At 48.6% G+C, this 15,655-nt stretch carries 17 protein-coding genes and 1 other RNA gene; 5 read left to right on the top strand and 13 right to left on the bottom strand.

Annotated features, from left to right (window positions below; all coding sequences use genetic code 11):
• Positions 1 to 21: 21 nt before the first annotated feature.
• The 6 genes from ftsL to rsmI form a co-directional block, all read right to left on the bottom strand.
• Positions 22 to 288 carry a cell division protein FtsL gene (gene ftsL, locus HKN88_04560; protein NNC97324.1) on the bottom strand — a complete coding sequence of 89 codons (267 nt, stop codon included), beginning with the start codon at positions 286 to 288 and terminating at the stop codon, positions 22 to 24.
• Positions 289 to 314: 26 nt separating this feature from the next.
• Positions 315 to 1,316, bottom strand: a complete 1,002-nt coding sequence (rsmH, locus tag HKN88_04555) for a 16S rRNA (cytosine(1402)-N(4))-methyltransferase RsmH (GenBank protein ID NNC97323.1) — start codon at positions 1,314 to 1,316, stop codon at positions 315 to 317.
• Between the two features lie 11 nt (positions 1,317 to 1,327).
• Positions 1,328 to 1,774 carry a division/cell wall cluster transcriptional repressor MraZ gene (gene mraZ, locus HKN88_04550; protein ID NNC97322.1) on the bottom strand — a complete coding sequence of 149 codons (447 nt, stop codon included), beginning with the start codon at positions 1,772 to 1,774 and terminating at the stop codon, positions 1,328 to 1,330.
• Between the two features lie 277 nt (positions 1,775 to 2,051).
• Positions 2,052 to 2,407: RNase P RNA component class A (rnpB, locus tag HKN88_04545), an RNA gene on the bottom strand.
• Positions 2,408 to 3,009: 602 nt separating this feature from the next.
• Positions 3,010 to 3,435, bottom strand: a complete 426-nt coding sequence (locus HKN88_04540; protein ID NNC97321.1) for a hypothetical protein — start codon at positions 3,433 to 3,435, stop codon at positions 3,010 to 3,012.
• A gap of 79 nt (positions 3,436 to 3,514) precedes the next feature.
• On the bottom strand, positions 3,515 to 4,345 hold the full coding sequence (gene rsmI, locus HKN88_04535) for a 16S rRNA (cytidine(1402)-2'-O)-methyltransferase (protein NNC97320.1): 831 nt from the start codon (positions 4,343 to 4,345) through the stop codon (positions 3,515 to 3,517).
• An 84-nt stretch (positions 4,346 to 4,429) separates the two neighbouring features.
• Between rsmI and HKN88_04530 the strand changes: the two genes are divergently transcribed.
• From HKN88_04530 to HKN88_04520, 3 genes are all read left to right on the top strand, one after another.
• Positions 4,430 to 6,355: a penicillin-binding protein activator gene (locus HKN88_04530; GenBank protein NNC97319.1), complete on the top strand. Its 1,926-nt coding sequence runs from the start codon at positions 4,430 to 4,432 to the stop codon at positions 6,353 to 6,355.
• Between the two features lie 173 nt (positions 6,356 to 6,528).
• Positions 6,529 to 6,951: a YraN family protein gene (locus tag HKN88_04525; protein NNC97318.1), complete on the top strand. Its 423-nt coding sequence runs from the start codon at positions 6,529 to 6,531 to the stop codon at positions 6,949 to 6,951.
• Between the two features lie 31 nt (positions 6,952 to 6,982).
• Complete coding sequence (locus HKN88_04520) at positions 6,983 to 7,564, top strand: phosphoheptose isomerase (protein ID NNC97317.1); 582 nt, start codon at positions 6,983 to 6,985, stop codon at positions 7,562 to 7,564.
• A gap of 23 nt (positions 7,565 to 7,587) precedes the next feature.
• Here HKN88_04520 and HKN88_04515 read toward each other — a convergent pair whose 3' ends face one another.
• The 5 genes from HKN88_04515 to petA form a co-directional block, all read right to left on the bottom strand.
• A complete protein-coding gene (locus HKN88_04515; GenBank protein NNC97316.1) occupies positions 7,588 to 8,034 on the bottom strand; it encodes a ClpXP protease specificity-enhancing factor in 447 nt (148 codons plus the stop codon).
• Positions 8,035 to 8,173: 139 nt separating this feature from the next.
• Entirely contained in the window at positions 8,174 to 8,773 is a 600-nt protein-coding gene (locus HKN88_04510) for a stringent starvation protein A (protein NNC97315.1), read from the bottom strand.
• Positions 8,774 to 8,866: 93 nt separating this feature from the next.
• On the bottom strand, positions 8,867 to 9,610 hold the full coding sequence (locus HKN88_04505; protein ID NNC97314.1) for a cytochrome c1: 744 nt from the start codon (positions 9,608 to 9,610) through the stop codon (positions 8,867 to 8,869).
• Positions 9,611 to 9,703: 93 nt separating this feature from the next.
• Positions 9,704 to 10,921 carry a cytochrome bc complex cytochrome b subunit gene (locus tag HKN88_04500; protein ID NNC97313.1) on the bottom strand — a complete coding sequence of 406 codons (1,218 nt, stop codon included), beginning with the start codon at positions 10,919 to 10,921 and terminating at the stop codon, positions 9,704 to 9,706.
• A 26-nt stretch (positions 10,922 to 10,947) separates the two neighbouring features.
• Positions 10,948 to 11,541: a ubiquinol-cytochrome c reductase iron-sulfur subunit gene (gene petA, locus HKN88_04495; protein NNC97312.1), complete on the bottom strand. Its 594-nt coding sequence runs from the start codon at positions 11,539 to 11,541 to the stop codon at positions 10,948 to 10,950.
• A 239-nt stretch (positions 11,542 to 11,780) separates the two neighbouring features.
• On the opposite strand from petA, the gene HKN88_04490 reads away from it, so the two are divergent.
• The gene (locus HKN88_04490; GenBank protein NNC97311.1) at positions 11,781 to 12,881 is read left to right on the top strand and encodes a PDZ domain-containing protein; all 1,101 of its coding nucleotides are present in this window, start codon (positions 11,781 to 11,783) and stop codon (positions 12,879 to 12,881) included.
• A 5-nt stretch (positions 12,882 to 12,886) separates the two neighbouring features.
• Here the strand turns inward: HKN88_04490 and murA are convergent, their stop codons facing one another.
• Positions 12,887 to 14,155 carry a UDP-N-acetylglucosamine 1-carboxyvinyltransferase gene (murA, locus tag HKN88_04485; protein NNC97310.1) on the bottom strand — a complete coding sequence of 423 codons (1,269 nt, stop codon included), beginning with the start codon at positions 14,153 to 14,155 and terminating at the stop codon, positions 12,887 to 12,889.
• A 31-nt stretch (positions 14,156 to 14,186) separates the two neighbouring features.
• Positions 14,187 to 14,444, bottom strand: coding sequence for a BolA/IbaG family iron-sulfur metabolism protein (locus HKN88_04480; protein NNC97309.1), 258 nt, complete (start codon positions 14,442 to 14,444; stop codon positions 14,187 to 14,189).
• 188 nt (positions 14,445 to 14,632) lie between these two features.
• Between HKN88_04480 and HKN88_04475 the strand changes: the two genes are divergently transcribed.
• Positions 14,633 to 15,634, top strand: coding sequence for a calcium/sodium antiporter (locus HKN88_04475; protein NNC97308.1), 1,002 nt, complete (start codon positions 14,633 to 14,635; stop codon positions 15,632 to 15,634).
• Positions 15,635 to 15,655: the final 21 nt, after the last annotated feature.

Here is a 15,655-nt window from a genome sequence, read left to right as displayed (position 1 = left end):
TGCAGTTTTCAGGTTTACACTCTATTTCGCTTTAACAATGACAATGTCATTGGCCAGCGGTTGCTTGAGTTTCAATTTTTCCCGCGCCAAACGATCAATGCGGGCGTGCGTGGCAAAAGTACTTTGTTCAATTTGTAACTGTCCCCATTCCACCAATAAGGCATCGCGCTGCTTCACCAATTGCTGCAAGGCGATGAACTGGTTGCGCGCCTCATGGCGCACCGTGACCAGACTGATGGCTGAATACAGCACCGCCACCCACAACACCACGATCACAATTCCCGTCATTGATGCTTTCATTTCTCCACTAATACCTAAGCGGCCTGCGCCACTCGTTCAACGACACGCAAAACCGCACTGCGGGCCCGCGGGTTTTTTTCAATTTCGGCTTTTCCCGCTTTAATTGCTTTTCCAATGATTTTGAATTTCGGTTGCAATTCCCGCGGGATCTCTGGCAAGCGCGACAAAGCCGGATCAATTCGCGAAGCATCGCGCATAAAGCGTTTAACAATGCGGTCTTCCAGAGAGTGAAAGCTGATCACACACAGGCGGCCATTGGGATTAAGCAGTTCGGCACCCTGTTGCAAACACGCTTCCAATTCCTGCATCTCCTGATTAATGAATATGCGTAAGGCCTGGAAGGTTTTGGTGGCCGGGTGAATGGACTTTTTTACGCCCTTGCCAGCGCGTCTGGATTTGTGCGATTTCACTTGTGACACGATATCGGCCAACTGTGAAGTACGTGTGAGTGGTGTATGTGCTCTGTATTGGATGATCTTCGAGGCTATGGAAAGTGCCTCACTCTCGTCACCGTAAGTGCGTAGCACCCGGGCGATGTCCTGGTGACCGGCCTCGGCCAACCAGTCACTGACCGGTTGACCACGGGTGTAGTCCATACGCATGTCCAGCGGCCCATCAAGCCGAAAACTGAAGCCGCGTTCGGCCACGTCCAGTTGCGGTGAAGAAACCCCAAGATCCATCAACAGACCATCGATCTTGTCAACGCCGTGCTCTTGCAGGCCCTGTTGCAACTCGCTAAACGGGCGATTGATCAGGGTGAAATTACTCACTTCGGAAAAATGCTTCTCGGCATGCGCGTGCGCGGTGGGGTCGCGGTCGAAGGCGTACACATGTTTGACTTGCTTTAACATCGCGGATGTGTGGCCGCCACGACCAAAAGTCGCGTCAACATATATTCCGTTAGCCTTTAATGCCAAGTTAGCCATTGCCTCTTCAAGTAAAACCGGCTCGTGTACTCGTTGCTGCACAGTCCCGTCAGCGGACTTGTGCGATCCGTTGTTTAAAGTGGATGTCATCGTAAGAAGGCTTACAACGACAAGGTTTCTAATTCGCCCTCGAGAGGGCCATCGTCTTCTGCCAACCAGGCATCGCGATTCTCGTTCCAGCGGGTTTCGTCCCAAAGCTCGAACTTGTTGCCTTGCCCCAGCAAGACCACTTGTTTTTCCAATCCGGCGAAAGCGCGTAACTCTTTGGGCAGCAATACACGGCCGTTACCATCCATTTCAACTTCCGAGGCGTAACCGATCATCAAGCGTTGTAAGCGGCGGGCCTGTTTATTCAGGTTGGGCAGGCGGTTGAGTTTGCGTTCAACGTCTTCCCATTCCGGGAAGGGGTAGATCAACAGGCAGTAGTCTTTATCCACGGTAACCACAACCTGGCCCTGGCAGGTTTCTTGCAGCTGGGCACGATAGCGCGAAGGGATCGATAAGCGACCCTTGGCATCGAGATTGATTTGGCTTGCACCACGTAACATGACTTATTTGTCGGGTTTCTGCGGTCAGGTGACCAGACAGTGCCTAAAAAACCCATTTTCTCCCACTTTTTACCACTAATCGACACTATAGTTAATGTGGTGTGAGAGTGTCAACTGTATTTTAGAAAAAAATGTGTGAGAACAGTGACTTACGGCACATTTTACACCATAAAACAGGAAAAATCGAGGACTAATAAAACGGAATATCAGTGACTTACAAGCACTTCCTTTAAGCACTTGTTAAGAAAGTGAAATTGTATATTATTTATACAGAAAAAGTCTGAGCCGGCCGATAAGCCGGGTTCTGTCGCGGACAGTCATTCATCTGGATTACCTGTCACCAGGCATCTCAAGCAGCCTACCCGGGAGCCCTGTGGGTCACAGGCGGGACTTTCGCCCCAACTCCCCTATTTGGCCTTGCTCCGAACGGGGTTTACCCTGCCACGCCTGTTACCAGACGCGCGGTGCGCTCTTACCGCACCATTTCACCCTTACTGACCGGAGTCAGCGGTATATTTTCTGTGGCACTTTCCGTTGGTTCACACCACCCAGACGCTATCTGGCGTTCTACCCTGTGGAGCCCGGACTTTCCTCCATTGATACGAGATCAACAGCGACTGTCTGGCCGGCTCAGGGGTGGTACGATACACTTAGTTGGAAATTTCGCAAGAGATTTAAAATTTATGAATAAGCGGATACTTAAAAGCTCGATACTTTTTTTCTGTTTACAGGTCTAGTATTTGTAATTTATATTTTATTTTCCAGTCTTGCTCCAACATCATTAGCAAAAGATAGAGGAGATCATAGTAGAAGCTTCACGGATCCAAACCTTAACAATGGCGAATATAAGTTCTTCAAAGTTACAGCAGAAAAATATCGAAATATCTCTACTTAAAAGATTTCGATGGGAATACGAAAGTTTTTGCATTGATATATTCGGATAATAGATATCTCTTACCCGAACTCACTCATCAGAAACTATTGTTTCCTTGCAATAAGCTGTCTTTACAAGAAGAGCAAGGCAGTTTACTCAATATTAAATCAATTTCATGTCTTGATTCATCAGAGGGTATCTACAATGAATATGTATGGGATTTTTCTGGGAAGAATCTAGGATGCTATCTACCCAACTTGATTGAATATAAATTCACTCGTAAATACGGTGTTATTTCAATTTCCGAAACGTCCAACTTTGAAGAAAACACTAAACGAAAACTCAACTATCGCTGCAATAACTAACTAGCCAATCCCACCGCTAACTTCAATAACATAATCAACAACACCAGTGCACTCCCTGCAAACGGCATAAAGCGTTTGATCGGATTATTCCTGCCCAAGTGAATAAAGGAATGCACAAAGCGTAATCCCACATAGATCCAGGCAAGGCCTATAAATACCGAGTCAACAGAATCGGTTATATAAACCATAATCACAATCACATAAAACAACATTGGCATCATGAGTAGATTGTCGTAATGATTACTCATCTTTCGCATAGTGTCCGTAAAGGATGAAGTGTCGGCGTAGGTTTTAAACGCGCGCGGATCCACCTTGCCTTCTTTGGCAGAACGCACTCGGTAATACCCCATAACTCCGGCATAAACCAGGGTCCATAAAATCAAAGCGATGGCGGGTAGGAAAATATCTTCGGTGGCGGTCATGGGTTTCTCCGGTTGTTATTATTAAAATAAATGGATCCCGTATCTTGTACGGGATGACAATAAAGTGACAATTTTATTGTCACTTTTTCAGCTCCTCTATTTCGGCATACACATCCTGGCGATTCTCACCCGTCAGTTTGGCGATGATCTTGGCCAGTTTACTGCTTGGCAACTCATTGGCAAAGGCTTTGATGATCTCAGACTTGTTAATTGACTCAGAATCACCCGATTCGGCTTGCGTATTATCGATCAACAACACCGCCTCGCCTTTCAGAACCAGTTGTCTTGATTCTATCATCTCGGATAACTCACTCGCCGTACCCGAATAAAATTGTTCATGCAGTTTTGTGAGTTCACGCGCCACACAAAGGGTCTGGATTGGGAAAATGCCCTCGATCTCTTTCAGGTATTTTTGCAGATCATGGATCGCCACAAAGAACACCAGTGTGTGCGCAAGATTTGTTAATGACGATATATAATTTTCACGTTTGCCTTTTTTGTCTGGCAGAAAGCCGAAAAAACTGAATGGCTGGGTGCTCAAGCCCGAACCCGCCACAGCGGCGATCACCGCACTGGGACCGGGAATGGGCACAACGCTGTGCTCTGATTTCTGGATTGATGCAACCAGCAAGGAGCCCGGGTCACTGATCAATGGCATGCCGGCATCGGAGACCAAGGCGATATTTTTACCCGCATCCAACAAGTCGATGACTTCGGTAACTCGTACTTTTTCATTGTGTTGATGCAGGGAGCGCAATTCGGCTTCTATCCCGAAAGCAAATAGCAATTGCCGGCTATGGCGGGTATCTTCGGCGTACACAATGTCTACTTCGCTCAATATGCGGCTGCCACGCGGAGACATATCTTCACGATTTCCGATGGGGGTTGCTACCAGATACAGGGTACTCACGTTACAATGGTCTCTTGTGTTTTCACATCACAGAACATCCCGGGCTGGCGATGTTCATTAATAACGGCCAACGCAGGAATCATCGTGAACCGATCGAAATATTTTTTAATCAGAACGTGTGCCATCACACTATTCTCCTTATTCATACTCAGCGCATGCGAAACCGGCGTATACGGCCCTAGCCGCCCAAGTTCCAACCCGGTACCGACTGTGACCGCGGCCGAACACGCGCGCAGAGGCAATCATAATGCAGCGGCACGCGGGTATCGTCAATTAGCCAGCCGGAGCAGCGGCATTCAACGCGATAAATATTTGCTCGAAGCCGCGCAACAATGGTTTGAGGTACAACAATACCAAAATGCCCAGCGCGATCTGTCGTCGATCCGGAACATGCTGGATGCAAAAAGCCAGGTACGCAAGATCCTGCTGCAAACGAGGGTATTGCTCGAGCTGGATATGCCCATGCAGGCCCTGACATCGATCAACACCCTGGATCCGCAATCCTCGGCCGACATCGCGCGTCCCTATTATGGTTTAAAAGGTCATGCATTTTTTGCCTTGGGGCAGACCACTGATGGTGCACGACAGTTTCTGGAACGCGAACGCTTTATGCGCAATGCGGAAGAACTGCAAGACAATCGTCAACGCTTGTGGAATCTCCTGAATCAAAACCTGATTGCCGGATTTAGCGAAACTCTGGATCCGGACGAAACCCTGTTGAATGGTTGGATAAGCGCGGTTGCTGCTTTCAATTCCGCACCCAACGCCCGCCTCAAGCGGCGTGCGCTAACCGAGTGGAGCGCAGAATTTCCCGGGCATCCGGCCTTTGAAATAGGCCTGAACAATCTTTACAGCGACCAGGATGAATTCACCGGCGGCAGCATTGCCCCGCTCGGTAATATCGAACGCGTGGGTGTGTTACTGCCATTAAGCGGTCGTCTGGCACGTGCGGGTGAGGTCATTCGTCAAGGTATTGTGAGCGCCAATCAGCGTCGTATTCTGCCCTTCCAGTTGAGTTTCCACGACACCGGCTTGGGCGCGATCAATGCGTACGCCGAGGCCATGACCTATGACGTGGATGCCTTGATCGGACCCTTGAATAAAAGCAGCATAGAAGAGATCGAGCCACGCCTGGGCAGTGTTCCGGTTCTGGCCTTGAACCGGGTCGATAATGAATTTGGTATTGCAAACCTGTTGCAATTTGGTCTGGCACCGGAAGATGAAGCCATCGCGGCGGCCGAATATGCCTTGACCGAAGGGTACACTCAGGCCTTAACCCTTACTCCAAGCACCGATTGGGGACGTCGTGTTGTGCAAGCCTTTCAAACGCGTTTCGAGAATGGCGGCGGCATACTACTGGAACAAGCAAACTATTCCACACGTGAGAATGACCACAGTGTGGCCATTACCGGAATGCTGAATGTGGATGAAAGCAAGCAGCGTTTTCGGCAACTCAGCTGGCTACTGGGTAACGAAATAGAATACGAAGCACGACGACGTCAAGACGTGGATTTTATTTTCCTGGGTGCGGATTCGAAACAAGGTCGCCTGATTCGACCACAACTCAAGTTCCATTACGCCAGCCGTATTCCGGTAATCGCCACCTCGAGTATTTATGAGGCAGACCCGGTGCGCAATAAAGACCTTAACGGGGTGCACATCACCTTGAGTGACTGGATCATAGACCCCTTACAGACTGACCCTGAACTGGCCAGCACCTTGAATATCACCCCTGACAACCCCAGTAACAGCCAATTATTGCAATTGATCAGCCTGGGTTTTGATGCGATAAATTACCTGGACCAGTTGAGTATCGATCCGCTCACACCGTATCAAGGATTGAGTGGTGAGCTGAGTATTAATGAAATTGGCGTGATCCAGCGTAAATTACCACTAGCTTTGGTTTCCGGGGGGCAGGTTGAAAAAACCCATGAGATCGTGCGCGAACTGGAACCACTCGACGACGAATTGTCGGATGAAGAATATTCTGACATTGACCCGGGTGAATAAAACAAGCTAAATTCATTGAACCACATTCTCTGTGCATTAGATCTTACACAGGTTACAATGACTGAAGTCGTTAACTATTGTAGTATTTGCAATTAGCGACACTCGCACCAATCAGATGCCGAATTTTTCTGTTCGGCGCAATATGGAAATTAAAATTCGCATAAGGAATCAAAGTGCTAACCAGACTGCAATCGCTGTTTACTCTATCAGGCTCCAAAGCCCGGCATATTGCCGCAGGAAACGCAGCCGAAACTCAAGCAAGATTATTCTTGCATTCCAAGGGATTTGATACCGTGGCCAGCAATGTGAGTTCTCGATTTGGTGAACTCGATATTGTCATGAGCAAGGACAATGAACTGGTCTTCGTGGAAGTTCGCTATCGCAGATCGGCTAAACATCTGAGTGCAGCACAAAGCGTGCATATTCACAAACAACGCAAACTCATCAATGCGGCACGCTATTTTTTACAAAAACACCCTGAATTCAAACAACATAATTGCCGTTTTGATGTAATCACTATTGAAAGCGGGCAAAGTCATTTACAATGGCATCCATGTGCATTTTCACTGGACGACCAGCGTGACTACGACTTCTAAACCCGATCAAAGCCAGGATCTCAGTCAACAAATTGAGCGTATTCAGGATCTATTCTCTGACAGTATTGCCACCAAACAAGTCTCACAAGAAAGTTTGCCCACGGCGATTGCCCGCGCTGGCGAGCTGATGAGTCAGGCGCTGGACCAAGGCAACAAGGTCATGGCTTGTGGCAATGGCGGTTCCGCCGCGGATGCCCAGCATTTTGCGGCCGAGTTGATCAATCGCTTTGAACGCGAGCGCCCGGAGTTGGCTGGCATTGCCCTAACCACGGACTCATCCACGCTCACCTCGATTGCCAACGACTACGCATACACCCAGGTTTTTGCCAAACAAGTGCGCGGCCTGGGTCAGGCAGGAGATGTACTGCTTGCCATCAGTACCTCGGGAAATTCACCCAATGTAATCGAAGCGATCAGCAGTGCACACGCCAAAGATATCTCTGTGGTGGTTTTGTCTGGCAAGGACGGCGGCAAGATTGCAGGGCAACTCAAAAAAGGCGATGTGGAATTACGCGTACCGTCCAATTCCACCGCGCGCATACAGGAAGTGCACTTGCTTGTTTTGCATTGTTTGTGTGACCAGATCGATAACACACTTTATCCACACAACTAGACGCTAGATTTACTCCCGAAACTTTATTTAACCACACGTAAGTGTGAGCGTTTAGAACTCTCTGGTTTATCGCCGCCGGATTTATCACCCTCTGGACTGTCGGATTTAGATCCCGGGTCATCACCGCCAGTCGGTGGAATGTAATCTTCCTCGTCCTCAAAGATCAAGCCTTGCCCGGTTTCTTTGGAATAAATGGCCAATACCGCCAAAATTGGAATGGCAATGGATTGTGACAGGCCTGAAAAACGCGCCTGAAACATCACCCAGTCATTCCCCAGTTCCAGCGCATTCGCGGCACTGTAACTTACATTGAGGATTATCTTGCCATCTTGCACGTGTTCACGCGGTACCTCAACACCCACAATGCCCGCGTCAACGACGATGTAAGGGGTTTGTTGATTGTCTGTGATCCATTCGTGCATGGCACGCAATAAATAGGGTCGGCGGGAGGTATTTTGAAATTCAGTCATACGACTTTAATGCATAAAGTAAATTAATTTGAACATAGAACCTGTGCGCTTAAATTGTAAACCTTTTAGCGCTGCCAGGTCTCATAAAAAATCCACACCGTGTGTGGATTTGAAATCAAACTTGTTAGTCTGTTTTGCCTTACTGCAGCATTTCCGCTTCCAGTTCGGTCAAGCTCATTTTAAATGCGGCCCGGATGAAATGACGTTTGGCATAGTCAAGTATTGGCTGTGCTTCATTGGGTAATTCAATCTCGTATTCCTTCAAACGCCACAAGACCGGTAAGATACTTGCGTCAACCAGAGTATATTCGTCGCTCATGAAAAACTTCTTCATGCTGAACATTTCTGCGGCATTCACCAGACTTTCAGTCAGGATCTTGCGAATCTTGTTGGCAGCGCGTTTGTCTTTAGCGTTGTCGATTTCAGAAAGCATTTGATACCAGTCACGTTCAATGCGATATAACATCAAGCGGAATTGTGCGCGTGAGACCGGATCAACCGGCATTAATGGCGGATGCGGAAATCTTTCATCGAGGTAATCAATGATCACGCGTGAATCGTACAAAGTCAGATCACGATCTACCAGAGTTGGCGTACTGTTGTAAGGATTCAAATTGGCAAGATCTTCGGGCGCTTCGTGATCACGCACCAACACGATCTCGGCCTGAATGTGCTTTTCAGCAAGGACCAGACGGGTACGGTGACAATGGCACTCGGTAGGATGTGAGAAAAGCGTCATTACGGAACGACGATTGGATAATAAACCTAGATCAGACAAGTTGATCTCCTAAACAAAAATTAAAACAAGAAATAAGTAGCCGGAAGAACGTGCCTAGTGCACGTCTTTCCAGATTTCCTTTTTCAGGAAATAAGCAAAACCGAAGAGTATGATCAAGTAGAATATCACCCACACACCCATTTTTTTACGTTTCATTTTTACCGGCTCACCAATGTAATCGAGAAAGTTCACTGTATCGCGAACCACACTATCAAAGGCTTCCGGACTCAAGCTGCCTTCGGTGACCTGGGCAAAGTGCGAGAATTTTTTGAGCTTGCGGGTAACTGTGTTGCCCTCTTCATCAACCGACTCTACGACAACTTCTTTATAGATCGGGGTTTGTTCCCCTTGCAGATCCCAAAATACATTCGGCATACTCGCGCCCGGGAGCAGTTTGTTATTACTACCTAGTGGACGTGAATCATCTTGATAAAAAGATTTGAGGTATGTAAACAACCAATCCGGATTGCGACTGCGGCTGATCAAGGACAGATCAGGCGGTGTAGCACCAAACCAGCGCTGTGCGTCTTCGGGCTGCATGGAAGACAACATGGTCTCGAACGGTTTGTTGGCATTGAACATCAGGTTATTCACCAACTCGTCTTCGCTGATATCCAGATCTTCGCCAACGCGTGAGTAGCGCACGTATTTGGCAGAGTGGCAACCAAGGCAGTAGTTGACAAAATATTTGGCACCACGCTGCAAGGATTCTTGATTGTTAAGGTCGTTTTGGACACGCAACATGTAATCGCCACCACCCGCAGCCACTAGACTGTGACCAGAAGCGATCAGTAACATGCCAATTAATACCCTACAAATTTTATTCACACTAAACATACTCGTTCTCGTAAAAATTTTTATTAAATTCAGTATTTATGAATTAGTAAATTGCTAATGCTCAAAGGTCACGCGGTCGGGTACCGGTTTATTCTTGTCCCATTTGGTGTACCACGGCATCAGAATGAAAAAGGCAAAGTAGATGGCACTGAAGATCTGCGCCATTAATGTGCCCACCGGTGTCGGCTTTTGCAAACCGAGATACCCGAGCACAATAAAGCTGATCACAAACAGTGCCAAAGCACCTTTGTAATAGATGCCACGGTACTTGACCGATTTAACCTGTGCGCGATCCAGCCATGGCAACAGGAATAACAGCAGAATCGCGACCAGCATCAATAAAGCGCCCAGACCCTTGTTAGGTACTGCGCGCAAGATCGCATAAAACGGCGTGAAGTACCAGACAGGTGCAATGTGTTCCGGAGTTTTAAGGTTATTCGCCGGTTCAAAGTTTGCATGCTCCAGGAATAAACCACCCATGGTCGGTGCATAGAAAATGATCGCAGCCATGATGATCAAAAAGCCAATTGTGATCACGGTGTCTTTACTGGTGAAATAAGGGTGGAAAGTGATGCCGTCTACCGGATTACCTTCCGCGTTCTTGTTTTCCTTGATCTCGATACCATCCGGATTGTTTGAGCCCACTTCATGTAAGGCCAGAATATGCACCACGACCAATAAGGCCAAAACCAATGGCAAGGCGATCACATGCAAGGCAAAAAAGCGATTCAGGGTTACATCGGAGATCACGTAATCACCCCGTACCCATTCGACCAGGCCCGGTCCGATCTTTGGAATCGCCCCAAACAATTCTGTAATTACATTGGCGCCCCAGTAGGACATTTGTCCCCAAGGCAATAGATAACCAAAAAATGCTTCGGCCATCAATACCAGGTAAATGATCATGCCCACGATCCAGACCAATTCACGTGGTGCCTTGTAGGATCCGTACATCATGCCACGGAACATGTGCAAATAGATCACTACAAAAAACAGTGACGCACCGGTTGAATGCATGTAACGGATCAACCAGCCCCAATCCACATCACGCATGATGTATTCCACCGACGCAAAAGCTTCTGCCGCCGACGGTTTGTAATTCATGGTCAGGAAAATGCCGGTCACGATCTGGTTAACGAATAAAACCAGAGCCAGTACTCCAAAGGCATACCAGATATTCAGATTTTTAGAGGCGTAATATTCGGTTACGTGCTCTTTCATCATTTTGTCGAGTGGGAAGCGCTTGTTCAACCACACATTGAAGTTGCTCATGCCATCACCGATCTTGCCAAATACATTCATGCTGCTACTCCTGTGTCGTCACCGATCAGGATATTGGACGGGCCAATAAAACGATACGCCGGTACCGGCAAGTTGGTTGGAGCCGGAACGCCTTTATACACACGACCAGAAAGGTCAAACTTGGAACCATGACAGGCGCATAAGAACCCGCCGCTGTTGATGTCCGCTGCCGGTTGTGGTCTGAATTCAGGCGAGCAACCAAGATGAGTACAAACACCGATAAGCACCAGAAATTCCGGGTTGATGGCACGATCGGCGTTTTGTGCGTAACTTGGTTGCAGTGAATTCGGGTCTTCTGAATTGGGATCCTTGAGTAGACTGTCGTATTTGGACAAGCTAGCCAACATTTCCGGGGTGCGACGAATGATCCACACGGGTTTACCGCGCCATTCGACGATCATGCGGGCACCCGGCTCAAGCTTGGACACATCGGCTTCAACCGGTGCGCCAAGTGCCTGGGTACGGGCACTGGGTTTAAGAGAAAGAATGAATGGTGCTGCAGCAGCTACAGCTCCGACTACGCCAGTAACGGTGGTTGCGACCGTTAGAAAATGACGGCGTCCGGAATCTACCTTATCGTCGCTCACGATTACCTCTGTATTTTATTGATCGGTGGTCCCAAAAAGCTGTCACATCTCCCAAGCTATGCCCTATCCTGTTACACACACAGAACATAAATAAACGAGTAATGATGAATTGAACACAAAGCCAAGTAGCTTTGCATACACTAGACAGCTAAACTAATTAAACATTATACAATAAAGCACCCACAATTGCCTAGGACTACATGAAAATAGTCAATATTTTCAAGCAGTAAGACACGATTAACATGACAATAAATTCGCCAGTTTGGCTCAAAAAAACCGCATTTATCCTGCAAGCCGTCTTGATCGGACTGGGCTTGGCCTTTGTATGGATATTGCTTTCAGGTCGGGGTTTGCCCAATAGCGGATCCAGTACCGGTCAGGTCAGTTATGCCGAAGCTGTGGCCAGGGCTCAACCTGCCGTAGTCAGTATTCAGACTTCTACCTTGCTCAGTCAACGCACACAACGCTCGCGCTTTTCACAACGCTCGGTACGTCAAAAGGGTCTAGGCTCTGGCGTGATCGTGGATCCCACCGGAATTGTGTTAACCAACCATCACGTAATCAAGGGCGTTGACAGTATATTGATCATCCTGCCTGACGGGCGCAGAAGCTCGGCGCAAATTATTGGCACCGATCAAGATACCGACCTTGCGGTATTGCGAATAGAAAATGGCGGAGTAAAACTGAATCTTCCAACCCTGAGTTTTGCCGACTCCAAACAGCAAAGTATCGGCGATGTGGTGTTGGCTATCGGTAATCCCTATGGGCTCGGTCAGACTGTGACCCAGGGCATCATCAGTGCGACCAGTCGCGCCAACATCAATCTTGCCATGTACGAAGACTTTATCCAGACCGACGCCACCATTACGGCGGGTAACTCCGGGGGTGCCTTGATCAATACGCGCGGGGAATTGATCGGTATCAATACAGCGGTGTATGCCGCACAAGGAGAAAATTCGGGGATAGGATTAGCCATCCCGGCCGATCTGGCCGAAGGTGTCACGCGCGAGATCATTGCCCACGGGCGCGTGATCCGGGGTTATCTGGGGATCATTCCCACCGACCGCTTTGTGAACTCCAACGGTCAAGCCTTTAGTGTGAATAAAGGCACCATCATTAGTAATGTGTACCAAAACAGTCCTGCGGCTAAAGCCGGCGTGCGACCGTACGACATTCTGACTGCAATTAATGACACTGAAATTAATTCAGAACTGGAAGCCACTTACACCGTGGCGAGCTTTAAACCCGGCACCACCGTGACCTTGCAAGTGCAACGCGACGGCCAATTACTGGACATTGTGACCACCATTGAAGAGCGCCCGGGTACGCCGGGTTCTTCCTGAAAACATTAATCGATGCGTTTGATCTGCGCACCGAGTAAGTTCATTTTTTCTTCGATCCGTTCGTAACCACGGTCAATGTGATAGATACGTTCTATCACTGTGTCACCTTCCGCAACCAATGCGGCAATCACCAAACTCGCCGAAGCGCGTAAGTCTGTGGCCATTACCGGAGCGGCTTGTAATTTTTCCACACCTTTGATTATCGCCGTGTGGCCTTCGAGATGAATATTGGCACCCATGCGTTGCATTTCGACAGCATGCATAAAACGATTCTCAAACACCGTTTCAGTGACAATGCCGGTCCCTTCAGCAACCGCATTCAAGGCACAAAATTGCGCTTGCATGTCGGTTGGAAAAGCCGGATGCGGTGCGGTACGAATGTCCACCGCTTTTGGCCGTTTTTGATGCATGTCCAGTTTGATCCAGTCATCCCCTTTACTGACCTCGGCACCCGCTTCTTCAAGTTTTTTGACCACCGCATCCAGATGTTCCGGGCACGTGTTTTTGGCAATGATCGAACCACCGGTAGTGGCTGCGGCAACCAGATACGTACCAGTCTCAATGCGGTCTGGCAAAACGCGATAATTAACACCCTGCAGGTTTTTCACGCCCTTGATACGAATATTACTGGTACCGGCGCCTTCGATATTGGCGCCCATGGCGATCAACATATTTGCCAGATCGACCACTTCCGGCTCACGCGCCGCATTTTCCAATACAGTCTCGCCCTGCGCCAAGGCTGCAGCCATCATCAAGTTTTCAGTGCCGGTTACGGTCACGGTATCCATCACAACGGTGGTACCGAGTAAACTTTTTTGCCCGTCCGGAAATTCGGCATGAATGTATCCGTCTTTGATCTCTATCAGAGCACCCATTTGCTGCAAGCCCTGAACGTGCAAATTGACCGGACGCGCGCCGATCGCACAACCACCCGGCAAGGACACTTTGGCTTTTCCAAAGCGGGCCAATAATGGTCCCAGTACCAGTATCGAAGCCCGCATGGTTTTTACCAGATCATACGGAGCGGTGGTGGAACTCACTTGTTCAGCATTCACTTCAACCGTTTGTTGTTCATTAATGCTTACATCCACGCCCATGCTGGCAAGCAGCTGGATCATGGTAGTTACGTCACGCAAATGCGGCACATTGTTGATCGTGCAGGCGCTATCGGCCAGTAATGTAGCCGCCAAAATTGGCAAAGCGGCATTTTTGGCCCCGGAAATTTTTACCTCGCCATGTAATCGGGTGCCACCAGTGATCTGTAATTTGTCCAATGTATTTACCTTTTAAAAATTCTTGTTACGCTCAATTTGTTTGTTCTTGTGATGATTTTTGTTGTGCCTCTGCTGGCGTCATGGTCGCCAGGCGCAAGGCATGAATTTCATGCCCCATTTTCTCTCCTAAACAGGCATACACTTGCTGATGGCGTTGTAACAAGCGTTTGCCCTCAAAATCGGAACTGATCACCAAGGCCTCAAAATGCTGACCATCATCGCCCGTGACTTCTACCTGTGCCTCGGGCATGCCGATCTCTATCAGTGCTTGTATGTCGTGTTTGTTCATTGTGTGTCCAAAAGATTTGAATTTGTATGCCCCGACCGCAAGTCTCGGCCAGTGTAGCTGCGCCCTTGAAGCGACAAGCGTGTATCATACGCGCTTTACTATTTTTCCTCAGTACTTATGTACTATAGACCGGTATTGTGAAATTCCTGTGAGGACAATCTAAACAAACTAATAATCAAGAATCCAACATGATAATCGCGATTTTAAAAATAATTGGTGGCCTGGTTGGCCTGACATTCGGCGCAGACCGCTTTGTCGGGGGAGCTTCCGCTGTAGCCAGAGAACTGAAAGTGTCCCCCTTACTGATCGGTCTGACCATCGTGGCCTTTGGAACCTCCGCACCCGAGATGCTGGTTTCAGCCAGTGCCGCCCTCAAAGGCAATCCGGGGATAGCTCTGGGTAACGCGATTGGATCAAACATTGCCAATGTCGGGCTGGTACTTGGGGCCACCGCTTTGGTCATGCCTTTGATGGTGCAATCGCAAACCTTACGTAAGGAATTTCCAATTTTATGGCTCGTGATGCTAGGTGTATTTGTACTCATGTACAACCTGGAACTCACCTTCATCAAAGGCGTGCTAATGTTACTGGGCCTGTTTGCTTTTATGGCCTGGATCGTGATTGATGGCAAACGCTCAGCGGCAATGGGCAAGCCGCCCGAAATCCTGGATGAGGTATCCATCGAGGCCATCTCATTCCCGAAGGCTGTTTTCTGGCTGCTCGTAGGCTTGGTCATCCTGGTGCTCGGCGCGAATATCCTGGTGGACGGCAGTGCCTTTGTAGCTCGCAGTATCGGAATTTCAGACGCAGTCATCGGTTTAACCATTGTTGCCATAGGTACCAGCCTGCCCGAACTCGCCGCCTCTTTGGCCGGTGCGCTGAAAGGCGAGCCCGACCTGGCCATGGGCAATGTGATCGGCTCGAATGTGTTTAATCTCCTGGGCGTGATTGGCATTGCCGGCGTTTTGAGTCCATTATCATTTGATGCGGAACTGATGTTGCGCGACTACAGTCTGATGCTTTTACTTACCGGCCTGTTGTTCGGCTTGTGCTTATGGCAAGGTCGCGGAGGCAAATCGGAAGCAACCCTAACCCGTTCGCATGGCATTTTGTTACTCGCAATTTATCTTGTGTATCAAATTACCATTGTTATGCAATCGCTAGCGGATCAAGCGCCTGTGAGCGCCTAATAAACAAACTATAATAGCTCC

The organism is Gammaproteobacteria bacterium, assembly GCA_013001575.1.
In the GTDB taxonomy this organism is placed as follows: Bacteria; Pseudomonadota; Gammaproteobacteria; order Steroidobacterales; family JABDMI01; genus JABDMI01.
This window is presented reverse-complemented; position numbering and strand designations above follow the sequence as displayed.